Annotated in this window: 21 protein-coding genes and 2 pseudogenes; 11 read left to right on the forward strand and 12 right to left on the reverse strand. The window is 40.3% G+C overall.

The genetic code is table 11. The annotated features are described in order from the left end of the window. The first annotated feature begins 539 nt into the window (after positions 1 to 539). A complete protein-coding gene (locus V7K79_RS06690) occupies positions 540 to 1,772 on the forward strand; it encodes a cysteine desulfurase-like protein (RefSeq protein ID WP_335045875.1) in 1,233 nt (410 codons plus the stop codon). A 146-nt stretch (positions 1,773 to 1,918) separates the two neighbouring features. Here V7K79_RS06690 and V7K79_RS06695 read toward each other — a convergent pair whose 3' ends face one another. Both V7K79_RS06695 and V7K79_RS06700 read right to left on the reverse strand, forming a co-directional pair. Continuing rightward, positions 1,919 to 3,184 carry a molybdopterin molybdotransferase MoeA gene (locus V7K79_RS06695; RefSeq protein WP_335045877.1) on the reverse strand — a complete coding sequence of 422 codons (1,266 nt, stop codon included), beginning with the start codon at positions 3,182 to 3,184 and terminating at the stop codon, positions 1,919 to 1,921. Positions 3,185 to 3,216: 32 nt separating this feature from the next. Next, complete coding sequence (locus V7K79_RS06700) at positions 3,217 to 3,843, reverse strand: PEP-CTERM sorting domain-containing protein (protein ID WP_335045880.1); 627 nt, start codon at positions 3,841 to 3,843, stop codon at positions 3,217 to 3,219. A gap of 169 nt (positions 3,844 to 4,012) precedes the next feature. Here V7K79_RS06700 and V7K79_RS06705 point away from each other — a divergent pair, with 169 nt between their 5' ends. From V7K79_RS06705 to V7K79_RS06725, 5 genes are all read left to right on the forward strand, one after another. Then, positions 4,013 to 4,156 carry a hypothetical protein gene (locus V7K79_RS06705; protein ID WP_335045882.1) on the forward strand — a complete coding sequence of 48 codons (144 nt, stop codon included), beginning with the start codon at positions 4,013 to 4,015 and terminating at the stop codon, positions 4,154 to 4,156. After that, entirely contained in the window at positions 4,153 to 4,710 is a 558-nt protein-coding gene (locus V7K79_RS06710; protein WP_335045884.1) for an RDD family protein, read from the forward strand. The genes V7K79_RS06705 and V7K79_RS06710 overlap by 4 nt, the downstream gene beginning before the upstream one ends. Positions 4,711 to 4,753: 43 nt before the next feature. Continuing rightward, a complete protein-coding gene (gene rpmG / locus V7K79_RS06715) occupies positions 4,754 to 4,948 on the forward strand; it encodes a 50S ribosomal protein L33 (RefSeq protein WP_099100649.1) in 195 nt (64 codons plus the stop codon). 2 nt (positions 4,949 to 4,950) lie between these two features. Continuing rightward, positions 4,951 to 5,166 carry a 30S ribosomal protein S18 gene (gene rpsR, locus V7K79_RS06720; protein WP_012411240.1) on the forward strand — a complete coding sequence of 72 codons (216 nt, stop codon included), beginning with the start codon at positions 4,951 to 4,953 and terminating at the stop codon, positions 5,164 to 5,166. 140 nt (positions 5,167 to 5,306) lie between these two features. Beyond that, a complete protein-coding gene (locus V7K79_RS06725; protein ID WP_335045887.1) occupies positions 5,307 to 7,367 on the forward strand; it encodes a ribonuclease catalytic domain-containing protein in 2,061 nt (686 codons plus the stop codon). 425 nt (positions 7,368 to 7,792) lie between these two features. On the opposite strand, the gene V7K79_RS06730 is transcribed toward V7K79_RS06725, so the two are convergent. Then, entirely contained in the window at positions 7,793 to 8,266 is a 474-nt protein-coding gene (locus V7K79_RS06730) for a DUF4385 domain-containing protein (RefSeq protein ID WP_335045890.1), read from the reverse strand. Positions 8,267 to 8,341: 75 nt separating this feature from the next. Here V7K79_RS06730 and V7K79_RS06735 point away from each other — a divergent pair, with 75 nt between their 5' ends. Then, complete coding sequence (locus V7K79_RS06735) at positions 8,342 to 8,812, forward strand: VOC family protein (RefSeq protein WP_335045892.1); 471 nt, start codon at positions 8,342 to 8,344, stop codon at positions 8,810 to 8,812. A 150-nt stretch (positions 8,813 to 8,962) separates the two neighbouring features. Beyond that, positions 8,963 to 9,259, forward strand: a complete 297-nt coding sequence (locus V7K79_RS06740; protein ID WP_335045894.1) for a hypothetical protein — start codon at positions 8,963 to 8,965, stop codon at positions 9,257 to 9,259. Between the two features lie 207 nt (positions 9,260 to 9,466). Here the strand turns inward: V7K79_RS06740 and V7K79_RS06745 are convergent, their stop codons facing one another. The 6 genes and pseudogenes from V7K79_RS06745 to V7K79_RS06770 form a co-directional block, all read right to left on the reverse strand. Continuing rightward, positions 9,467 to 10,246, reverse strand: coding sequence for a phosphate ABC transporter ATP-binding protein (locus V7K79_RS06745; protein WP_335045896.1), 780 nt, complete (start codon positions 10,244 to 10,246; stop codon positions 9,467 to 9,469). Between the two features lie 853 nt (positions 10,247 to 11,099). Further along, complete coding sequence (gene pstB, locus V7K79_RS06750) at positions 11,100 to 11,879, reverse strand: phosphate ABC transporter ATP-binding protein PstB (protein WP_335045898.1); 780 nt, start codon at positions 11,877 to 11,879, stop codon at positions 11,100 to 11,102. A 37-nt stretch (positions 11,880 to 11,916) separates the two neighbouring features. Beyond that, complete coding sequence (pstA, locus tag V7K79_RS06755; RefSeq protein WP_335045900.1) at positions 11,917 to 12,798, reverse strand: phosphate ABC transporter permease PstA; 882 nt, start codon at positions 12,796 to 12,798, stop codon at positions 11,917 to 11,919. A gap of 74 nt (positions 12,799 to 12,872) precedes the next feature. Further along, on the reverse strand, positions 12,873 to 13,850 hold the full coding sequence (pstC, locus tag V7K79_RS06760) for a phosphate ABC transporter permease subunit PstC (protein WP_335045903.1): 978 nt from the start codon (positions 13,848 to 13,850) through the stop codon (positions 12,873 to 12,875). A 178-nt stretch (positions 13,851 to 14,028) separates the two neighbouring features. Next, positions 14,029 to 15,075, reverse strand: coding sequence for a phosphate ABC transporter substrate-binding protein PstS (gene pstS / locus V7K79_RS06765; protein WP_335045905.1), 1,047 nt, complete (start codon positions 15,073 to 15,075; stop codon positions 14,029 to 14,031). 393 nt (positions 15,076 to 15,468) lie between these two features. Continuing rightward, positions 15,469 to 15,841 (reverse strand): annotated as a pseudogene (locus tag V7K79_RS06770) (stage II sporulation protein M); the annotation flags it as partial. An 86-nt stretch (positions 15,842 to 15,927) separates the two neighbouring features. On the opposite strand from V7K79_RS06770, the pseudogene V7K79_RS06775 reads away from it, so the two are divergent. Further along, a pseudogene (locus V7K79_RS06775) lies at positions 15,928 to 16,281 on the forward strand (RDD family protein); the annotation flags it as partial. A gap of 57 nt (positions 16,282 to 16,338) precedes the next feature. Here V7K79_RS06775 and V7K79_RS06780 read toward each other — a convergent pair. After that, positions 16,339 to 17,127, reverse strand: coding sequence for a DUF1868 domain-containing protein (locus V7K79_RS06780; protein ID WP_335045909.1), 789 nt, complete (start codon positions 17,125 to 17,127; stop codon positions 16,339 to 16,341). Between the two features lie 236 nt (positions 17,128 to 17,363). Between V7K79_RS06780 and holA the strand changes: the two genes are divergently transcribed. Together holA and V7K79_RS06790 are read left to right on the forward strand one after the other, a co-directional pair. After that, entirely contained in the window at positions 17,364 to 18,353 is a 990-nt protein-coding gene (gene holA, locus V7K79_RS06785) for a DNA polymerase III subunit delta (RefSeq protein ID WP_335045911.1), read from the forward strand. A 109-nt stretch (positions 18,354 to 18,462) separates the two neighbouring features. Beyond that, positions 18,463 to 18,945, forward strand: a complete 483-nt coding sequence (locus V7K79_RS06790) for a DUF4168 domain-containing protein (RefSeq protein WP_335045913.1) — start codon at positions 18,463 to 18,465, stop codon at positions 18,943 to 18,945. A gap of 1,144 nt (positions 18,946 to 20,089) precedes the next feature. Here the strand turns inward: V7K79_RS06790 and V7K79_RS06795 are convergent. Together V7K79_RS06795 and V7K79_RS06800 are read right to left on the reverse strand one after the other, a co-directional pair. Continuing rightward, positions 20,090 to 24,049: a DUF4912 domain-containing protein gene (locus tag V7K79_RS06795; protein ID WP_335045915.1), complete on the reverse strand. Its 3,960-nt coding sequence runs from the start codon at positions 24,047 to 24,049 to the stop codon at positions 20,090 to 20,092. Further along, on the reverse strand, positions 23,997 to 24,119 hold the full coding sequence (locus tag V7K79_RS06800) for a hypothetical protein (protein WP_335045917.1): 123 nt from the start codon (positions 24,117 to 24,119) through the stop codon (positions 23,997 to 23,999). The genes V7K79_RS06795 and V7K79_RS06800 overlap by 53 nt, the downstream gene beginning before the upstream one ends. Positions 24,120 to 24,332 lie beyond the last annotated feature (213 nt).

Below are 24,332 nucleotides of genomic sequence, written 5' to 3' on the forward strand. Positions count from 1 at the left end.
ACCTTCTCCTTCGTAAGGGTCGCCACTAGATTAAGTGAACTGACATTACTTGTTCGCTCTTAGCGTTCTACGATAAAAGCAAGTGGGGTGAGGGTTAGGGAGGAGTATAACTTGGATAGTTACAAATAGTAAAATACTTTTTATCAGTCTAAGTATACCCTCTTTAGATAGGTTTTTGCAGAAGATATCACCAGAAATTAAATGATATGCATTATTATATAGAATTGTTGTAAAAACATAGCATTGCTACATCTCTTAACATTCTTTTTCATCAGATGTTTAGGGCAAGAAAACTGGCACAACAAGCTGCAAACATCAAAAGAGAATGTAGATGTTCTCTAGGCAACTTGTCAGAAGGTAGGATAGGGTAAAGAAGATTCTCTGTAAGAATTCAGCACCCAAAAGTCAGAAGTCAGAATTTCTAAGGAGTTTAGTATTAATAAGATATTCATTTACCAAATCTGACTCTGATTCTTTAACTATTCTGACTCCTGAATTCTGACTCCTGAATTCTGACAATTCTTTAGAGAACTTATACTATGCTCTTGAATCTTGATAAAGTTCGTCAATATTTTCCCACTCTAGCTGGTGAATGGACTTTTTTGGATAATGCTGGTGGGTCACAAACCCTAAAAAAAGTAGTAGATAGAATTAGCGAATTTCTTCTAAGTTCTGATGTCCAACCAGGAGCTTCTTATGCGATTTCTCAACTTGCAGGAGAACGATTAGCTTTAGCAACTAGGGGAATGGCTACTTTGATTAATGCTAATTCTTCTAAAGAAGTAGTCATGGGCCCATCTACTACAATGATGTTAAAAGTTCTCTCAATTTGCCTGGGTCAAACCTTCACACCTGGTGATGAGGTTATTGTTACTAATTGTGACCATGAGGCTAATATTGGTGCTTGGGTAGCTCTTGAAAAACAAGGAATGAAGGTTAAAGTGTGGCAAGTTCGCCCAGATACTTTAGAACTTCATTTAGCAGATTTAGAACCATTAATGAGTCAGCGTACAAAACTAGTAACCTTGACTCATGCTTCTAATGTTCTAGGAACAATCAATCCGATTAAAGAAATTGCTGCATTTGTACACGATCGCAACGCCATGATTTGTGTAGATGGTGTAGCTTATGCACCTCACAGATTAGTTGATGTCCAGGATTTAGATGTTGATTTTTATACTTTGAGTTTTTATAAAGTCTATGGGCCGCATCATGCCTTACTTTATGGAAAAGAAGAACATTTATTAAAATTGCCTGGTCTTAACCATTATTTTATCGACCAGACAGACATACCTTATAAATTTCAGTTAGGAAATGTCAACTTTGAATTAAGTTATGGAATGTTAGGTTTATGTGATTATTTAAGTGAATTAGCCCAATTACACTATGGAAATGAAACGGCTCCTGATTTGAGAAATCAAATGGTGCAAGCGTTTGATTTAATTAGCATACATGAAGAAAAAATTAGCGATCGCCTCCTAAATTACCTCAATAGTAAGCCTAATGTGCGAGTGATTGGTCAATCAAAGGCTGACCGTAAAACCCGTGTACCAACTATATCTTTTGTGGTCGATGGAATAAATAGCTCAACTATTCCGGCAAAAATTGACCAACATTACATAGGGATTCGCTACGGAGATTTTTACGCTAAACGGCTGATTGAATACCTGGGGTTAGCCTCGCAAGGTGGAATAATCCGGGTGAGTATGGTGCATTACAATACCCTTGAGGAAGTTAACAGCTTGATTGAGGCTTTTGAGCAGATATTTTAAGATTGGGGATTGGGGAAGGTGGGGCCCCCTCTGGGGATAAGGGGTAATGGGGATTGGGGAAGAGACAAAGGAGACAACGAAGAAGGGGGAGACAAAGCAGAGAGTTTCAATAATTCCTCCTTGTCCCCCTGCTCCTCTACTCCCCATTACCTATTACTAAGCTGCAAAACTTCCACCTCTTCTTGTGGAGAAATTAATGTTTTACCCACCGATAGAACAGCTAAGGCATTGGTTTGAGCTAAATTAATTAAATTGCCGGAACTATGACTACCACCAGCTTTGTGAAATTCGTAAACTCCATCAACTAAATGCAATTTACCCCAAAGGTAAGTTTCCCGCTTGCCATTTGATCGCAATTCATCGTGCGATCGCACTTTCAAAAATACTGGTTCCCAACCTTCAGTAATTCCCGAAAGTTTCTTGATTGCTGGTAGCACAAATCGCCAATATGTCACCAACACAGCAGCAGGATTCCCTGGTAAGCCAAAATATAGTGCTGAGTGGGGAGAGACGCGATTAATCGCATTTGTACTGGGAAAAGTGGCGACAGTGAGGGGTTTTCCTGGACTGATTTCCACAGTCCGAATGTGGATTTTTGCTTTTAGTGACTCTAGAATTTTGTCAACATAGTCATAATCTCCCACTGAGACACCACCAGAAGAGATAACTATATCAGCGATCGCAATAGCGTCGGCAATAACTTTCTCCAAAGCAACTGGATCGTCTTTCACAATTCCGAAAATTAACGGTTCTGCGCCACTTTCCTTTACCAAAGCTGCCAGCGCATACTGATTAGAATCCACAATTTGCCCTGGTTGCAATGGTTGATCGACTGTCATCAACTCATCACCAGTGGAAAAAATTGCCACATGTGGACGGCGATAAACACTTAATTGTGGACACTGTGCTGCTGCCAATACGCCAATTTCTGAGGCATTTAACTTAATTCCTGCTGGTAGTAGTTGTGTTCCAGCTTGATAAAAAGATGCTTGGTGTCTGACAAATTCTTGCGGTTTTGGTGCAGCTAGAATAAATACGCGGTTTTCCTGGCGGCGTGTCTTCTCTTGCATGACTACAGTATCCGCACCTGTTGGAATTGCTGCACCCGTAAAAATTCGTGCGGCTTGCCCTGGTTGAATTGTAGACTTGGGGTGATACCCAGCCGGAATCTCTTCAACAATTTCTAATACGGCTGGTTGTTCACTGCCAGAGTGCTGTACATCTTCGTAGCGAACTGCATAACCATCCATTGCTGAATTATCCCAATGGGGAAAATCTAGTGGACTGGTGACAGGTGTTGCCAAAATGCGACTATTTGCTGTCAATAAATCTACAACTTCTGTATCCCGTTGACGATCCAACGGCTGCACCAAATTTAAAATAATTGCTTCTGCATCGCTGACTGATACCATAGCGATCGCCTCCAACTTTTTTTTATCTGAGTCTACTCTTGAATAGCTTTGTCTAGATTTTTATAAGCAGTAAATCCCAAGCTACACACTGCTAGTAAACCGATAATTATGCTTCCTTCGGGGACTTTGGATACCTGAACCGAATTATTACTTAAATCTAATATTTGCTCTTTGCCTGCTGCATTTCTACTAATCAAATGAAAGTCTTTAGGTAGAACCTGATTGCTAAAACCTTCATCTATAAGTGCGAGATTATTATTAAGCCAGGTGTCACCAGGTAGCATATCATCCTTTCCAACATCAAAGGGGCCAAAGATTTTCTCTTTAGTGCTATCAAAGTTGAATCTCAAATAACTGTAGTTAGATGAACCACTAACCACTGGAGTGAAACTATTTATGAGATTACTCAAGGGATCAAAAAAGGAAATTGAGAGAGATTGCAAGTACTTCGTAGCTTCTGAGCCTGTTTCAGAAATGACGCCAGGAGCAGTTGTTGTATCGTAGTTAAATGAACCCTTAGCTGAATAACCAGTGTCTCCTTTCCAGTTAAAGTTGAACTCAGCAGCATGAGCTAGGTTGTTGGTGGTTATGGCGATCGCTAACGCTAAAGCAGTAGTCGTCACCATACTAATAGCTGTTCTAGTAAATAGATATGTCATCAATGTAACCCCGAAATTAACTACAATTAAGTTTCTACAACAATATAATACAGATGTAAATCTTACTGTGTATTGCATCCATGAGGTGTAACGGTTACTCTGTGAAATACTGAATAAGTACTGATAGGGTATAAAAACTGCTAAGTCAAATTTATCTGATTTTTGAGTTATGCAGTTGTTAGTTGCACAAATTTTTATTGAGTGGTTTTTGTTCTTTTATAGCGCAGCAACTAGCCGAATCATCACCTTAATATTAAAAACAGGAGCGATCGCTATTTCCCAACTTCTAAATAAAAATACTTGTTTTGTATGACAATCGAACGAGTTCCCCAAAAACACTATCCCAAGGCTGAGATTGAGCGACGAGGTATGGCATTGGGACTTGATTTCCTTGGTGTCTGGTTAATCAGTTCTCTACTGGGAAGCAGTGGTATCGGGATTCAATTTGTGGAAATCTTAGTTTTTGTAATACTTTGGCTGGTTTTGCGGGTGCTGGTGGTATACAACAATCAAGGGCAAAGTTTAGGGCGTTGGGCGTTCGATTTAAAAGTGTTGTCAGTCGAAGATGGGGAAGTAGTGAGCAGAATTCCAGATTTGCTCTCACTAATGAAGCGAGAAGCGATTATCGGCTTGGGTGCTTTATTGGTGTCAATTGCCCTGAGCAACATTAGAGCCAATCCCACTGCTATACTGCTAGTAATTCCCCTAGCAATTGATTGCGGGACTGCCTTTTATGATACCCAGATGCGGCAGGCTTTACACGATCGCTATTGTGGAACTTTTATCGTTTCCTCGCGTCGTGGCTACTCGCTCGATATAAAAATTAAAAGATTAGTTGAAAATATGCGGCGGAATGTGAGAAGATAGTCATTTGTGTTAATTCTCTTCAGGCTTCACTGTTTGTAAGATTATGGCTAAAAGTAAAGGTGCCCGCATTATTATCACACTAGAGTGTACTGAGTGCCGGACAAATCCAGATAAGCGTTCTGCTGGTGTTACACGTTATACCAGTACCAAGAATCGCCGTAACACCACTAACAGATTAGAGCTGAAAAAGTTCTGCACCCACTGCAACAAACATACCGTTCACAAGGAAATTAAGTAGAGATGAGTTATTTCCGTCGTCGCCTTTCTCCGATCAAGCCAGGAGAACCAATCGATTATAAAGATGTTGATTTATTGCGTAAATTTGTCACCGAGCGAGGAAAGATACTGCCACGTCGGATTACCGGGCTTACGTCTCAGCAACAGCGAGAGTTGACATTAGCAATCAAACGTTCGCGGATTGTAGCTTTGTTGCCATTTATCAATGCGGAAGGCTAAAAAGAGGAGAGACGCGATTATACTCTTACGAGAAGCCGCTCTTCGAGCGTCTGCGCGTCTGTACAGGAGTTAAGAATTAAAACTCCTAACTCCTAACTTAAAACTATTTAAACTGTTCACCAAATTAGAGTGCGAGAGTTGTGGAGAAGGGGACGCTAGTTGAATTTAGGGTTCAAGGCGATCGTCGTTTGGGGATCGTAGAACGTCCAGACGGTAAAACCCGCTGGTTTGTGGTAGACGAACGTGGTCAATCCCACAGCCTCGCGCCTAGACAAATAACTTATACAGTTACCGGACAGACTTACAAGCCTTCTGAGATTGCCAGCTTTTTGGAGCAAATTAAGCCTTATTTAGACCCATCTAGTTTAGAAGTGGCTTGGGAATTACTGGTTGAAGATGGGGAAATAGTCACGCCAGACCAAATGGCGAATCTGCTATTTTCGGAATCAACCGCGCCTCCTTGTTATGCTGCCCATTGCTTGTTATCAGACGATAAACTTTATTTCAAGCAAAAAGGAGACGCTTACGAGCCGAGAACTGCTGCTCAAGTGGCAGAACGCAAGCACCAACTGGAAGTAGAGGCACTAAAAGCTAAAGGACAGCAGGAATTTTTAACTCGTGTAGAGCAGGCGCTCAAAGGTGAAGCAGTAGAGTGGGGGCGTCACGATCGCCAGCGCTTAGAAGGACTGGAAAAATATGCAGCACTAATAGCTGACACTGTGCGGACAGGGGTTAATTATGACTCCTTGGCTCGTGCTTATCCGCCCAGTACTCCAGTATTAGAAACTATGACCATGCTGGGACGACCGACGACACCCCAAGGAGCCTTTCAACTATTGGTGGATTTGGGTTGCTGGAGTCCTTATGAAAACTTGTTCCTGCGTCGTTCTTCAATTCCGATTCAATTTCCTCATAAGGTATTAGAAGTGGCGCAACAGCGTTTGGATTTCCCGCCAATTGACTCAGATACAAACCGCCTTGATCTGACTCACCTGAAGGTTTACACCATTGATGATGAAACTACCACAGAGATCGACGATGGTCTAAGTTGGGAAGTACTGCCTGATGGACAAGAACGCTTGTGGGTGCATATCGCCGATCCTACTAGATGGTTAGTACCGGAAGATGAATTAGATTTAGAAGCGAGAAAGCGCGGTAGTACAGTCTATTTACCTACGGGAATGATTCCCATGTTTCCAGAGGTGTTGGCAACTGGGCCAATGAGTCTGATCCAGGGAAAAGTTTGTTGCGCCCTTAGTTTCGGGATTATTTTAGGTACAACTGGGGCAGTAGAAGATTACAGCATTCATACCAGCTTGATTAAGCCGACTTATCGTCTCACCTACGAAGATGTAGATGAAATGCTGCAATTACGGGTACAAGCAGAACCGGAAATTGCGGCGATCGCCACTTGGGCACAACGGCGCAAAGCTTGGCGTTTCGCCCAAGGGGCAATTAGCATCACTATGCCGGAAGCGGCGATCAAAGTCAAAGGTGAGGAAATCCACATTGAGATTTTGGACGATTCCCCATCGCGGCAACTGGTAGCAGAAATGATGATTGTTGCCGGGGAAGTTGCGGCTCGTTATGGTAAAACTCATAACATACCTTTGCCCTTTCGCGGTCAACCGCAACCAGAATTACCTCCAGATGAGGAATTGCTTCTACTTCCAGCCGGATTCGTTCGCGCTTGCGCCATGCGTCGTTGTATGCCCAAGAGTGAAATGAGCATTACGCCTTTGCGTCATGCTGGTTTGGGTTTGGATACTTACACTCAAGCAACTTCTCCCATCCGCCGCTACAGTGACTTACTCACCCACTTTCAAATTAAAGCCCATTTGCGGGGTGAAGTTCTGCCGTTTTCCGCAGATCAACTTAAAGAAGTGATGATGACTGTGAGTAGCATCACCCAAGAGGTGACAATGGTGGAACGACAAACTAATAGATATTATGCACTAGAGTATTTACGCCGTCATCCAGAGGAAACTTGGGATGTGACAGTGTTGATGTGGCTGCGAGAAGACAGCAACTTAGCCCTAATTTTGTTAGAAGATTTGGGCTTGCAATTACCAATGGCTTTCAAACGTTCTGTAAACTTGGGCGAACAGATAGTAGTGAAAGTTAGCCACGCCGATCCACAAAAAGATATGATCCAGTTTCAAGAAATAATTTATCAAGAAGCCCAAACAGCAGCAAATTAACAAATTTGTCATTCGTAATACTCGCTACAGGCTAGTATTATCAATTACGAATTATTTTAACTTTGCTCCAACTCCTTTGAGTTAACATATAGAGTAAATTCGGGATTTAGAGACAGTTTTCTTAAGTGAAAATATTCCTTAATATTGTATTTGATGTAAGCGATCGCGTTAATCTTAAATTAATTACAGACAATACCATGTTCACGAGTATCAAAGACTCATTCACAAGACTTCAAGAGCAACGCAAAGACTGTTGCAAAAATAACTTAAATTGTAAGAATTCAGGAGGCAGAATACATTCGTCTGAATAGTTAAAGAATCAGAATAATACTTCATACATAAATTTTCCAATCGTACTGCATTCCTTTTAAATTCTGATTTCTGACTCCTGAGTGCTGAATTCTTACCTTAAATTTAACAGACAGCTAGTCTACTTCATACATCTGCTTATGCTTCGCTAAAAGCTTTTGATATTTCTGATTTGTCTTTGCTTCTACCCACTTAGCTTTAAATATTGCTGCTGATTCCGCTTTCACTGGGTCTACTTCATAAGGAAGAATCTCTTTTTTTGAACCTGAATCTTCCGAATTTTGTTTATATTTCCTGCCGCTTTTATGATTAGCATAACGGCGAGAGCGAGTGTAACCCATTTGGATAAATTTCCGTGCCATATCTGCGCCGACAAAATCATCTTTCTCTAAATAATCAAGAAAAATCTCGTAGATTTTTTTACTTGACTCTCTAGCAATATCTGGAGTTTTGAACCGCCAGTAAGGAAGAATTTCTGATTTGTATGGTTCTACCAAAAGTACACCCTGCTCACCTTTGCCAACACGATAGAGTTCAGGGTGTTGGCGAAAATCAATATTTTTAAAGTCTAAAGAATAATCAAAAGCCATGATAAATTTTTATTAGTAATAGTAAACTTTAAAAAAAAGTTCAACTTCTATCTAAGTATTGAGATTTTGTTAATTATGCTATTATCTTGCACTCAATCCCTGAACAGTGTTATTGCGCCAGGAAGTCTGCGTAAAGTACATCACATTGCCCTCAACGTCAAGGATATGCAAGCTTCCCGCTACTTTTATGGCACAATCCTGGGTTTGCACGAACTCACAGGCGACGAAGTACCCGCAACCTTAGTAGAACTAGTCGCATCTGGGAAAGTAGCTAACTTCATCACTCCCGATGGTACAATTCTAGATTTATTTGGGGAACCAGAATTATCACCACCAGATCCCAATCCAGAAAAGACCTTCACTAGAGCTTACCATCTAGCCTTTGACATCGATCCGCAGTTATTTGATCGCGCGGTGACAGTAATCAGAGAGAATAAAATAGCGATCGCACATGGCCCAGTCACTCGTCCTACTGGTAGAGGAGTGTATTTTTACGATCCAGATGGCTTTATGATTGAAATTCGTTGCGATCCAGATGTCCATTAAATAATTAAGAGATACACAGTTAAATCGACGCTTGTAAACTGCATCCACACAAGCATAACTTACCTCTGTGAGTTTAAAAACCTCAATTTTTTTATATATAGCTGTGAATCATCTTTGCCCTGGCTCTTAAAAAACACTACTTAATTTCCTATGACCGCTAAACTCACGCAAATATTTAAAGTAATTGAAGACACGATTGCAAAACCGTCAATTCCACACGAACCATACAAGCAATCATTGAAAGCCTGGGCGATGTATTGTTTGCGAGACAAAGGCTTTATAGTTGTTTATGCTCAAAATGCCGACTTTGCTATTGAAAGAAAAGGCGAAGAAAAGCTATATTTCAAAGTGTCAAATAGCCCCGATGATTTAGATAATTCTCTTAACTGGATTGTTTGGGATAGTGCAACCAAAATTGCCAGTCTTATTTCTCAAAAAATAGACTGATATTTTCCTGATTTTTTAACTATTATGATTCAGGTGGTCTAAAGCAAATACTTGTCTTTAAATACATAATATAAAAATATACTATCTATATTAGATCGCATTGCCCAACACAAGAAAAACTTAAAGCAAGCGGAAATTTGATTTAACCTCTCATTTCAACTTGCACCATATAGTAACCATGTGAATAGCTAGAATTTAAGAAACACTTCAAACGATGCGAGGGAAAACGTAGTCGCGGGTGCGAAAATCCACAGGGTTAGTAAAGATTTTATTTGTAGTACCAAATTCAACCATTTGAGTAATACGATTTTCATTACTATGAAAGAAAGCCGTAAAATCAGATAGGCGAGCGACTTGCTGCATATTGTGAGTAACGATTACAATTGTCAACTCAGAACGCAAGCTATGGATTAAATTCTCAATTTTCATACTACCCATAGGATCGAGACCTGTACAAGGCTCATCCATCAAAAGAACATTCGGCTTTACCGCTAAAGCACGGGCAATACATAATCTTTGCTGCTGACCGCCAGAAAGCTCTAAAGCAGATTTGTGCAGCTTATTTTTCACTTCATCCCAAAGTTCGGCAGATTTGATGGCAGATTCAACAATTCCATCTAATTCTACTTTCGGATGCCATCCAACTAATTTCACCCCATAAGCAACATTATCATAAACGCTCATGGGAAAAAGATTTGGTTTGGGAAAAACCATACTAACTTGGCGACGTAAACGATTGATGTTGACACGACGCTCATAAATACTCTGCCCAAAAAATTCTACTCTTCCTTCAACTCTCACATCTCCTTCTAATTCACTCATGCGATTTAACGATTTCAGAAAAGTAGACTTACCACAACCACTAGAACCAATAATTGCCGTGACTTGGTTTTGATAAATATCCATTGACACGCCTTCAACTATCTTTTTAGTTTCGTAATATAAGCTGAAGTTTTTGACTCTGATGGCTGGAATTAGTTTACTCATATTCCCAAAACGTCTGAAACAAAACTTGACAAACTAAAACAGTAGAAATCAGCAATGACTGTTTCACTATGTTACTCCCAAAAGGGTATATTCATGGAACTTACGTAGCGATACAGTAACCATACAGCAAATAAAATGTTGTTATACCAATTATTTATGAAGACGCACTCAATTTTTTGATTACGAACCGCCAATAACGTCAAGGAAGAGAAGAACAATCATTAAGTGCAAGTTTATAGAGAATTAGTATTAAATATTTGTATCAAAACTGTGTTTCAAAATGTATTTTTTACAGACTTTTTATACTCATCTTTTGCACCTTGACCTATATACCATCCTTACTTGTGAAAAAGGATTAGGTCTAGTTCAATTTAAAATAGTGACGTAGAAATCAAAACACGAATATCATACAGCAGATTTCAAGTTGGTAAGGTACACAAGCAAAGTCTGCAACCCAGATAGATATAAAGGGTATTTTACTCCTAAATTATGAATTTACCTGTATATAAGTAGGACGACGTAAATAATTAAAGCAGGACTTACGCACAGGTTAGGGAAAATCAAACCATAAAGGACGCAGAGAACACAGAGGGATAAGAGTTAGAGAGGTTTTTCGCGTAAGTCTTATAAAAGTTTGTAGTGAGGGCTAAAGCCCTTACTAAAAACTAATTTGAATATTTTTTACATTAGTTAATATAGGTTGAATTATTCTTACAGACTTACTTATCTCATAGATAGTGAGGAATTAGTTTTTTATAAAGATAAATTAATAACTTTTGTAAGCTACATTTTATGAGTATCTTCTAGTGCAAGCTAGATTGACAAAAATCAATAAGTCACGCTTGAAGACACCTTAACCGAAACGACCGGAAATGTAGTCGCGGGTGCGAGGGTCTAGTGGGTTGTTAAAGATTTGCTCTGTAGCCCCAAATTCAACCATTTGACCAATCCGACTTTCATCGGTGCTAAAGAAAGCTGTAAAATCAGAGACGCGAGCGGCTTGCTGCATATTGTGGGTAACGATCGCAATCGTCAACTCAGACTGCAAACTATGGAGCAGTTCCTCTACTTTCATGGTAGCAATGGGGTCAAGAGCCGAACAAGGCTCATCCATCAGCAAAACTTTCGGCTTGACTGCTAAAGCACGGGCAATACATAATCTTTGTTGTTGACCACCAGAAAGCCCTAAAGCTGATTTATCCAGCTTATCTTTCACTTCATCCCAAAGAGCAGCACTGTGAAGTGCAGATTCGACAATTTCATCTAATTCTAATTTTGAATATTTGCCTGCTATTCTCATACCGTAAGCAACATTTTCGTAAATGCTGATTCCAAAAGGATTTGGTTTTTGGAACACCATACCAATTTGACGGCGTAACCGATTAATGTTGACACGAGGAGCATAAATATTCTGACCAAAAAACTCTACATCTCCTTCAACTTTTACAGGCCCTTCCAATTCGCTAATGCGATTTAGAATTTTAATGAAGGTAGATTTACCACAACCACTAGGGCCAATAATTGCAGTTACTTGGTTCTGATAAATATTTATTGACACCTTTTCAATAGCTTTTGTTGTGCCATAGTAAAAGCTAATGTTTTTAACTTTGATAGCTGGAATTAGGTTACTCATGCTTTCCCAAGGTACGAAATAAAACAAAAATCTATTATTATTTAATTCTTCTCTGTCTAATAACTAAGCGAGAGAGAATACTGACACATAAAATTAAACCGAGTAGAACTATAGAAGTAGTCCACACTAATTGACTTTTTTGTGGGTCGGGGTCGTTGTAGAGATTAAAAATCAGTACTGGTAAAGAAGCTGTTGGACTTAACAATCCTTCTGACCAATCTAGACTAAATAAAGAAGTAAAAATTAAGGGTGCTGTTTCACCAGCAGCACGAGCTACTGCTAACAAAATGCCTGTGGTAATTCCAGGGATTGCAGTAGTCACAACAATGCGGAAAGTCGTTTGGAAGCGAGTTCCACCTAAAGCAGCAGAGGCAAGGCGTTGAGATGTGGGGATCAGTTTTAAAGATTCTTCTGTTGTCAGTGTAATTACAGGTAGCATAATCACGGCTAAAGCAAAACCACCTGCGATCGCACTAAATCCTTTAGTTATCAAAACTATCACACCATAAGCAAACACGCCTACAACAATTGAAGGCACGCCTGTAAGAATATTAGCGACAAAACGAACAATACTAATAACTGGATTAGTTTGACTAAATTCTGCTAAGAAAATTCCAGTCAGGATCCCTGTGGGAATGCTTAAAATAGCACCAATTAGTACCATGATTATGGTTCCCAAGATGGCATTGCCAAAGCCATTATCAATAACTGCTTTGACAAACATTTCTGATTTTAGTCCAGATATTCCCCGGATAAAAATTTCCCACAAAATTGATAATAAAGGAATGAGTACTAGACCTGTAAGACCAAAGGCGATCGCATTCATTGCATAGGTAAATATTACTCGTTCCGTTGGCAGAGGATTGCATAATTCTGCCGCTAAAGATTCATCAGTTTCTGATTGGATATAACCACTCATAATTTTAAAAGTTTTTGATGGATAAATATCTTTTTTACACTGAGTTTTTATAATAATTTAAATGTAAAATATTGTTATTTATTTTTTCTACCAACCCACTTCACTAAGATGACAGCGCCAATGTTTACAATTAGAGTCAGTCCGAATAAAATTAATGCCAAATAGCTTAAAGCTCCTATGTGCAAACCTGGTTCAGCTTCAGCAAATTCATTAGCTAATACAGAAGGAATTGTATAACCTGGATCGAGTAAAGAAACGCTGATTTGAGCAGAATTACCAATCACCATAGTTACAGCCATTGTTTCACCCAAAGCACGTCCTAAAGCAAGCATTGCTGCACTTACTATTCCAGAAAACCCAGATGGTAACAAAACTCGAAAAATTGTTTCCCAACGGGTTCCACCTAAAGCCATAGATGCACTACGTAATTCTTTAGGGACAGCCATCAAGACATCACGACTAATTGCTGCCATCGTGGGCAAAATCATGATGGCGAGAATAACTCCAGCAGTCAACATATTAGTTCCAGAAGGATCTTCTGTATTAAATAGTGGTATCCATTTCAAAGTGCTAGCTAACCACTTTTGTAAAGGTTCTATAACTGGAATAAAGACAAAAATCGCCCATAAACCAATAATTACACTGGGAATTGCGGCGATTAATTCAACAACAAATGCAAGGATGGTTTGCAGTGATGTTGGTAAAAAGTTTTCACTCGTGACTAAGGCTACCGCTATTCCCACTGGAACAGCGATTAAAATAGCGATCGCACTACTTACCAAAGTTCCATAAATATAGGGCAATGCACCAAAAATCTGATTACCTGTATCCCAATCTTGTCCCCACAAAAACCCCATTCCAAACTGCTTAATGGCTGGTAGAGCTTCGTGAAAAATTACCCAAATCATTAACAATAGTACTGCAACAGTAATTACAGCGAAAAAGTATACTAGCCGTGTAAAACCTTGGTCAAACCAGAAATTTGTGCCGCTAGTAGCAGTTAGATTGAAATTTTCATCACCTAAATTTGAATCATCTGATAAGTTTGCCATTATAAATTAATAAAATAGTTTTTTTACTAGTAAAGCGAGTTATTAACTTAGTCTATTAGGGAAGGAAAATAGTAAAATAATCCCCCTAAACCTTTTAAAAGGGGGATGTATTCAAAGCATTCTTCCCTTCTTAAGAGAATAAAGGGATCTTTTGTGCCTAAGTCTTAAAAATTGTAAATTAAGGCTTGACAGAGCTATTCACTGTCTGAAGTACTCGATTTGCTACATCTGATGGAATTTTGGTGTAGTTAAGGTCATCGTTATACTGTTGACCATCTTTTAATACCCAATTAATCCATTTCTTAATTGCATTAGCTTTAGCAGCATTAGCATACTGTTTATAAACCATCATCCAAGTAAGACCGACAATGGGATAACCTTGTCCCGGATCTCCTACAAAAACACGGTAGTTGTCTGGAAAAGTGACAGTTGATAAAGCTGCATTTGCAGATTCTAAAGAAGGAGCAACAAATTCTCCGTTCTTATTTTGTACCAATGCTGATTTCAGATTATTTTTGACAGCGTAGCTATATTCTACATAACCTATAGAACCAGGAGTCCGAGCTACTATAGCAGCTACACCTGGATTTCCTTTGCCTTTGAGGACATTTGGCAGATTCCATTTTGGAGCAGTGTTAGTTCCAACTCTGCCTTTAAAATAACCGCTGATGGCACTCAAGTGATTTGTAAAAATGAAAGTTGTACCGCTACCATCAGCACGAACCGCAAATTTAATTGTTTGATTTGGTAGATTAGCACCTGGATTATCAGCTTTAATTTTCGCGTCGTTCCATTTGGTAATTTGACCTGAATAAATTGCTGGTAGTGTAGCGCGGGATAATTTGAGATTATTAACGCCTGGAAGATTATAAACAACAGAAACAGCACCGCCTGCTGTAGGTACTAAGATTGCACCATTCTTGACTTTAGCGATTTCATCATCTTTCATTGCAGCATCACTACCACCAAAGTCAACGGTTCCGGCGATGACTTGACGAATACCGCCACCACTACCAATTGCCTGGTAGTTAATTTTCAAGTCTGGATATTTCTTCTTCACTTCACGAGCATAGCGTTCGTAAAGCGGAGCCGGGAAAGTTGCTCCTGCACCATTGAGAGTTTCAGCTTGTGCGATAATTGCACCAAAAAATGGACTAAGTGCAACAGAAGTTGTCAACATTGAAGTAGCAATGACACGATTCAATATGGCGGTCGAAAAAATCATATTACCCCTGATTTAAGGAATATTTTAATGCTGTTATTTCAGTCTTAAATAAGCTACATTTTTCATGGTTAAAGCTAATTTAACAATTGATAAGCAGGACATTAAGATATGTTTAAATTTTAGTTTGAGGTATTTTTTTAGGGATTTTGATTAAATGAGTTAGTCGAAATATACTATAGGATTTCTATTTAATTTGTGAAAATGCCCGGTGTTCAGATCCCCGATTTCTTTAAGAAGTCGGGGATCTAATTTTTTAAAAATGCCTGACAGAATTATAGAGTTAGCAAAATAAATTCAATTTCTCCAAAGGTGAATGATTTTTTTATATAGTTAGTATTTGTCTTATTCTCAAATATTTTTTAAATTTATCAATCAGCCACTATTTAAATTATTTCATGTTTGCTTGCGACTACAATACAGTACCAAAAGTATAAATAATCCTATTCCTGCAAAATATTTTATCGGCTCAGGTACCCTGGTATTAGGTGAAAATAATCCTTCGATCGCACCAGCAATAATCAACATTGGTACAATCTAAAATACTAGCTACACTGCCTGATAACTATAGAATTTCAGTGCACCTCCACGGCGATATTTACCAGGAAATAAAATTGCTCTTGCTAATAAGAATCCTGCCCTCCCCAGCAAAAAAGATTGCAGGTAATTCCAAAGAACCATGCGGAAACACAAAAGCCCAAGAAGGATAAGCCAAATTATTTTGGGCAAATAAAGTACCAACAGCACCAATTAATAAGCCATTAAATAAGTAGGTCGGCGTAAATAATTATTGTTGAAATAAGGCAGGATGGTAATCCCCAACGATAAAATTTTATGATTGCCTGCCATTCTTGTCGCCACGAAATGCGCTTAGGTGATTTAGCTGCTGGCACAATTGTAATTCAAGCCCAAGTACCAACTGCATCTGTAAGATTGACAATTTCAGAACAGGCAAAAGGACTTCATGAACACTTAATCGAAATTGCTGATTTTTCGCAATTGATCCCAGATGATTTTGCGGTGATTCGCGAGTATTTACAACGACGCGGTACAATGTCGTTAAAGGCAAGAGCTTCACTATCTCTAAAACTAGCCGAGCAAGTTTTAGCTATTATTAATTTAGAAAAATTGCCAGAAGCTGTTACGCCTGATGTTTTTTTAGAAGCAATTTACCTCGGATATCAACAACCGGAATTTGAGACTAATTAATAATGAGTAGTTAGTAGTCAGTTATTACTCACTGACTACTAAATACTAACTAACTACTTAAAAATCTAAAATCGGCCAGTCTGGCTCACGATAATAGCGTGTCATGTTGTCAAACTTTCGTAATTCAACACGATCAATCAAAAATTCTGGTAAATTCAACAGCCATTGTTCATTCAATTGAGAAAGCATAGTGCTGAAGCTTATGCGGTCTAGGTCAGATGTAACCTCCCCAAAATAGGCTAATGTAACATGAGCTGTGAAGTGATAATGCTGCTCAATACCCAAAGCAATTAACTTGGGATTTTGATAAATTGTTCGGCGAAATTGAATAATTTCCTCGTAACAGCGTTCATCTTGAGGGACTAAACAAATGGCTATAGCTCTTGGCATCAGTATTAGTCCTAGCATTTGCCATTTAATTGGATGACTCCTGTTTGTCATCAATTGTTGATATTTTTGAAATATTTCAGCTACACAAGAGTGTAACTCCTCGTCAAATTTAGGATTTTTTTCGTAGGCATCAAGGTAAGCATTGTCCCAAATTAAATCCGCTAAAGTCAGATGAAAACTAGCAGGAGGTACAGATACAATCAAATTAGGGTTTACAGGCAACTGCAAAAGTTCTTGTTGATAAGTCTGTAATTTGGCATAGAAAGCAGAGTTGTGTGATTCTTCTTCTGCCGGCGGGGTAATTAGCGTATAGCCAGGAAAGGACGCTGCTTGTCTCAACCCAGAATATGGCTGAAATTTAGAAGATTCCTGAATATGCTGCGCTTGGGATCTATAGGCTTCTGGCAGCGTCAGTCTTGCTAACCGATTTAAGTAAGTTTGATAGTTGTCGTCCAATCTTTATAGCCTCACGCTCTCACTTGATAGATTTTAGGGAAAATTATCTTGATTAACAGAATGATTCACAATGATTTCAAAAGTATTTAATTTTTGGGAGTGGGGAGAGGAAAGCAGGGGAGCAGGGAGCAGGGAGCAAGGGAGCAAGGGAGAAGAGTTTTCCCCTCAGCAAGAGCAGCACCCCGCCCCTTTGCCTCTTCCCAATGCCCAATGCCCATCTACTGCAAGGTTTATCTATGCCAATCTATGTTTACTGGGGTGAAGATGATTTTGCGATGGAAAAGGCGATCGCTGTTTTGCGCGATCGCGTCCTCGATCCCCAATGGACAAGTTTCAATTACACTGCATTCTCCCCAGATCGAGATGATGCTGCTATCCAGGGGTTAAATCAGGTGATGACGCCCACTTTTGGCGCTGGTGGGCGCTTGGTATGGCTGATAAATACTACTCTGTGTCAGCACTGTCCAGAGAATGTGTTGATAGAATTGGGGCGATCGCTAAGAGTCATTCCCGAAAACTCATTTTTATTGCTCACCAGCCGCAATAAGCCAGATGAACGTCTCAAATCCACGAAATTGTTAAAACAGTTTGCTACTGAATTCCGAGAATTTCCCCTTATTCCCCCTTGGAAAACAGAATTACTGGTGCAATCTGTTAATCAAGCAGCCCAGACAGTGGGCGTGAAACTGACTGCCAACACTTCCCATTTCTTGGCCGAATCTGTAGGAAATGATACACGGCTACTCTATAATGAGTTAGAGAAATTGCGGCTATATGCCCAAGATAGCAATAAGCCTTTAGACATAAATACTGTTACGAAGTTAGTAAGAAATACTACTCAAAATAGTTTACAATTAGCAGCAGCAATCAGAACAGGAGATACAGCTAAAGCTTTGACAACCTTGGCAGATTTGAGCAATGCTTCCGAGCCGGGATTACGGATAGTTGCCACACTGATTGGACAATTTCGCACCTGGCTGTGGGTAAAGATTATGATAGAAAGTGGGGAACGGAACCAACAAGCGATCGCTATTGCCGCTGATATCGGTAATCCCAAACGGATTTACTTCTTACAGCAAGAAATCAAGTTGCTTTCTGTGCAACAGTTAGTCTCTTGCTTACCCCTACTACTGGAGTTAGAAGTTAGCCTTAAGCAAGGGGCATCAGAAATGTCAACACTCCAGACTAAAGTCATCGAACTTTGTCAAGAATGCCGAGGAAATTGATAATCAAATGTAAAAGGTTGATGTATTGAACAGTTTCTGGAACTTCCAACTCCGAAAATAATTCAAAGTTCTTATAATATCCCTGATGTAGTTTTGTGTCACATACTATATGAAGAAAATTTCTGATTTGTTTTCCCGAACTAGCCGAAAGCGAACCCTTTCGCAATCATTCTTTTTCGGCGCGATCGCTTCTGTGGGTGTGATTTCCAACGCTTTTTCATTTAGTTCCAAAGCTGAGGCTCAAACTCCAGCACCAATAGTTAATAATACTGAAATCGACAGTTATGCTCAAGCCGTGCTTGCAATGGAGCCAGCCCGTCAAAATGCCTTTGAAGAAATTAAAAAACTTATTGGCAATGGAGAAATTCCCCAGATTGTCTGCAACGATTCTAATAGTATAAATGGTCTTCCAAAGAAGGCTCAAGATATCGCAGTGAACTACTGTACCCACGCTCAAAAAATTGTCGAAGATAATGGTTTGAAATTTGAACAGTTCAACAAAATTACTATAGAACTACAAAATAATACTATCTTAAAAAGGCAGGTTTACAATACCCTATTACGGCTGCAACAACCTCCTGAGTCTCGCTAATTAGAAGGGCTACTTCAATCAAAGCGCGTAGTAAGGAGGTGGCTAATTACTATGGGACTCTTAACTCAATTATTCTCACATTACAGCAATCCTATTAAATTCATGAGAAATTTAGAAAAGGAAACGAATTACCTTCTCTACGAAACACTATGCGAAGCTTTTTTGTTTATGGGTTAGGCGTTGCATATTGTAGTAGAGAAGGATGCAAAGGAATACCAATTAAAAATTCAGAAAGCTAAATTTTATCTACTAGATTTATAGGCTTGTATGTGTCACATTATTTTTTTAATTGGTATAAGCAAGAGATATGTAATTCAATACAGTTCAGATCGGCTCAAAATGCTGGTATAGAGACGCGATTTATCACATTTAGAAAGACTGATTATCTACACCAATAACTTTTAACTGAACCGAATTATTTTTTCATAAATATATTTTTGCTCCCCTTGAAACCCACCTTCCGCACTTCAAGGTGTTAAAAACGGAAATTACTGAGAGAAAAAAGGCAAGTAAGAATAAAAACAGACATCTGAAGATAAAAAAGAGATTTGAGTAGCTATGAATCACCATAAATGGTATCAAAATCTATTAACCTAAGTTGCGGGTTATAAAATTCTGGATACTTCCTAAACGTTGATTTAATGTGAATTCGACGGTTAGAAAAAGGTAAAAAGCTTGCTAGATATGAAGTATAAAAAACGCATTTTATTGCTTAACTGTTTCTAAGAGGTTGTTTGAAAAGGGTCGGCTTGAGCCTCAAGTGCAACTCAGGGGCGCAATCTCAAATCCCAAAACTCCGATTCTCTCGTGGCAGTTTATCGGTAGCCAGGGTAGTGAAACACACGCTCTTAGACTTTTCAAACATCCTCTAAGCGAATAAGAGGATGTTTGAAAATTCATAATTGGTGTATCAACGTTTTTTACCCCACCCTAACCCTCCCCTTGTAAAGGGGAGGGAACTAGATTTTCCAGTTTCCCCCTTTCCAAGGGGGGATTAAGGGGGGTAAAAATTCGATTAAAATCACAGCCAATCACTTTTCAAACAACCTCTAAGAGTAACTAGCAACTTGAGTTAAAAAAATCCCCCCTTCCTACACTCCCTAAAAAGGGAGAATCGGGTTAGAGGGGATAACTCAGGGTAATATTAGCTTTCGGAAGTTTCCTGAGAGAACTTTTTATGAATAGTTCTGGGGGATTCCCCATCAGCAGCTACCGTTATCAGATAGTCCATTAAACCATCTGAAAAGGGAAGACGTAGGTGGAAAGTACCATCGGGTTTGATTTTGATGGCATGTCCACCAATGTTTACGCTGGTATTTGGTTGAGTTGCTCCGTGAATAATCAACTCAGCATCAGCCACAAACCAGAAATCTCCGTAGGAACGACTGAATACCCGGACGTTAGCGGAACGGGCGATGAGCAACCAACGTAGTTTACCGCCGTAGGCATCGCCATCAGCAATATAGCCAATTTCAACCATGTAATCGCGATCGCTCACCGGAATCGCCACAAAGCGATCGCGTGCTATTTCTTCAGATTCATACTGCTGGACAAGCTGGGGACTTTGATAACTCAAGTCAATACCAGTTACATCATACAACCGCACTGCTAATTGAGAACCGCCCTGTTGATGCAGTGCTTCGGCCTGAGCTTTGGAAATGTGCCAAGAGACATAAGCCCACTTGGGAGTGCGGGGTGTGAGAGAAATACTGCTCTCTTCTGGAGGAGTTTCTGCTTCTACATTTGCCAAGCCAACAGCTGTTTCGCTTGCTAACGCTACATTTTCAACGGTAGAATCTGTTGTCGAATCTGTAGGCGCTGGAGTGAAGATACGAACGATCGCAGAATGGGCAATGAATAACCAGCGTAGTTTACCGCCGTAAACATCGCCATCAGCGACATAGCCAATTTCAGCTATGTAATCGCGATCGCTGATGGGAATTTCTACAAAGCGATCGCGTGCTGTCTCTTCACATTCATACTGCTGTACTAGCTGCGGAGTTTGATAACTCAAATCAATGCCAGTCACATCATAAAGCCGCACTACCAATTGAAAGCCGCCCTGTTGTCGCAGTGCTGCTTTCTTAGCTTCGGGAATTTCCCAAGAGACTTCAGCCCATTGGAAAGTGCGGGGTGTGAGGATAATACTGCTTTCTTGTTGGACATCTACCAAATCAACATCTGTTTTATCGGCGATTGCAATATCATCAACTACGGGATCTGGATTTACAGGACTGAAGACACGAACAATTGCAGAACGGGCGATGAATAACCAGTGTTCGCCATAAGCGATATAGCCAATTTCAGCTAGGTAATCGCGATCGTTGAGGGGAATTTCCACAAAGCGATCGTGTGCTGTTTTTTCACATTCATATTGCTTTACTAGCTGTGGACTTTGATAACTCAAATCAATGCCAGTCACATCATACAGCCGCACTACCAATTGAGAGCCGCCTTGTTGCCACAGTTCTGCTTTCTTGGCTGCGGAAATCTCCCAAGATACATGAGCCGATGTATAAGTATGTGGTGCGAGTACAATACTGCTTTCTTCTTCAGCGCTCTCCTTTTGAGTATCTACCAAACCAACAGCTGTTTGATTCGCGTTCGCCAGATCATCAACTATTGGATGTGGATTCACAGGACTGAAGATACGAATAATTGCAGAACGGGCGATAAATAACCAGCGCTCGCCATCAGCGATATAGCCAATTTCAGCTATGTAATCGCGATCGCTGTGGGGAATTTCTATCGATCCGTCGTTTGCTGTTTCCTCAGATTCATACTGCTTTACTAGCTGTGGAGTTTGATAACTCAAATCAATACCAGTCACATCAGATAGCCGCACTATTAATTGCGAGCCGCCTTGTTGCCGCAGTGCTGCTTTCTTGGCTTCGGAAATCTCCCAAGATACATGAGCCGATGTATGAGTATCTGGTGTGAGGACAATACTGCTTTCTTGATCTGCATCAACCAAACCACTGGCTGTTTCGGCTGCCTTCGTCTCACTTTCAGCATCCGAGCCGAAAGTGCTAGCCCAAGCACCAACTCCTGCACTTGCAGCTAAAGCCGCCGCCGCCGCCAAATCTGTAGAGTTAGCTTCAGCAACACCTTCTGCGACAGTCGGCTCGGCGGGAAGTTCTTCTTCTGGCAAATTTAAAGTTGGTTCAGCTGCGTCCGCTACGACATTCAATGCATCTTTACTCAGTACATTTTCTGGAAATTCAGGTAAATCGAGCAGTGAGGATGTATCTGTCGCTGATGCTTCTTGATCATCTGCCACTTCCTCAGACTCCGCTAAGGGCCATTCATCTACTAAGGCTGTATCTTCAGTTGAGGTGATACTCTCTAGCCAGTTCAATTCTGCCTGAAGTTCTTCATCTACCTCATCTTCACTAATTGCTGTATCCCAATAGCCAAAATCAGATGTTCTTTCTGGGATATCTGGTAATTCCGAGAGTGGGACTGCCACCTCAGATGAAGACAGTTCCACATCAGATACCTCTTCTGGAATATTACCCAGATGAGGATATGAAGTATTGACTACAGCCGCTGGGGCTTCTATATCCCATGCAACTTCATCAGGCTCAGGAATATTTGTCTCCGTATAATTATTTAACTCAACTGTTTCATTAATTGCGTTTGTTTCTGGTTCTTTATCGCTAAAGTTAGACCAGCTACCCGCCCCGATGCCTGTTGCTATAGCTGCACCACCTAAGGCTGCGGCTCCTAAGTTGTTGTTATTTTCCGAGCCATTAGCTACACCTGATGTCGCGCCTTCATAGAGGTTAGAAGTACCATTACTTGTCTCTTGTACTAAATTTGCTGTCCCCTGAGTAGCATTTTCGTTCAGATCGGATTGTGTTTGAGCGTAGATGTTGAAAGAAGTGTGATCGGGGGTTTCTTGCTCTGGGAAGTGCGGTACTGCCTGCTCCTCCAGCGTCGCTCCATTCAGAGAGGAACCCGTGCTAGCCTCAAGCGCCGCCGTTTCTCCATTGGGTGGATGAGGATTTGATTCTGGTAAATTGTCTGTTGTCTGGGGGGGTAATGGAGGTTTTCTCAGAATCCACCATATTGTAGCTCCACCTACAGTGATAAAAAAGACAGGTAGCAGCAACCACAATGGTGTTTCTTTATTTACAATTGGAGTGCTTTGTGTAGGAGCAGCCACAAAGGGCTGTTCACCAAATGCAGAACTAGTGGCACTAGGAGAAGGCGTAGGCGCTGGTGTCGTTTGGACACCGGGGGAAGCTGCAACAGCAGGTTGTAAGACACTGGCTGCGATCGCCTCGGCTTCGGTAGTTCTACCTTTTTCTATAGCCTGCTGTCCTGCGGGTGATAGAGTAAAACCAAGAAAATCTACTGTAGTTAAACTCTGATTTTTTTTGTAAACGTAAACTAAAGGTTGCGAGAAAGGATACTTATCATCATCTGGTAAAGCTTGATGTAATTGCAGAACTCGCACCCCTTTCAACTTCGACACCTGATTAGCTAACACATAGCTGATGCCGTCTTTGCCCAGTTGTTTGATGATTTCTGCGGTATTATCGTCAGTTACTTGGGTAGCATTAGCTGCTGTAGCAAATTCAGCAGTTTTGAAGGCTGGATAAGTACGAAAAGTATTGCGAGTTTCACTCGTGTTCGGGTGATCGATGAACCGAATCTTTCCTGAAGACCCTCCCAGTTGTGACCAATTTGTAATTTGTCCGCGGAAAATCCGGGCGAATTGCTTACTAGTTAAGCTTTCTTTAAAAGGATTGTCTGCACCAACTACGATCGCAATCTTCTCACGCTGCAAACGAATTTGCTCTAGTCCTTGAGCTTTTTCTGCTGGCGTCAACCCGCGCCCCATTGCGACTATATCAATTTTGCCATCTAGCAAATTTTTCAGCGCCGTCTCAGTGCCGTTAGCAGCAACTTCAACCTTTTTACCAGTAAACTGTTTTTCAAAGCTTTCTTTCAGGCTTTGGTTGATTGCACTCAAGCTACTGGAACCGTCAATCCGCACTATCGATTCATTCTGCCCTGTTTGTGGCAGTGGCGAAGAGGTAGCTTCAGGTGTAGATTGTGCTAGCATCGGTGCTGATACCACCAGAGATGCTGCCATCGGGGTTGTAGCTAAAGCAACCCATAGTATCAGCCTGACTATCGAAGTATGTTTTTTTTCTTGTTGCCACATAAGCCCCTTAATTAAAGTAAAAATAGAAAGCCTGCCAATCCTAAATCGCGATTCTTTTTAAAGATTATGGAGGAGACGGGCTAATTATACATCTGAGTTATCTTTAGTTCTAATTAATCCAAAGCACTTCTGCTGATTTATACTTCGCTTGAGCTTGGATAGGATGATAATTTATACTCTAATTGCCAAAGTCTGTTTACTATAAATTTTT

Source organism: Nostoc sp. (genome assembly GCF_036917575.1).
In the GTDB taxonomy this organism is placed as follows: domain Bacteria; phylum Cyanobacteriota; class Cyanobacteriia; order Cyanobacteriales; family Nostocaceae; genus Nostoc.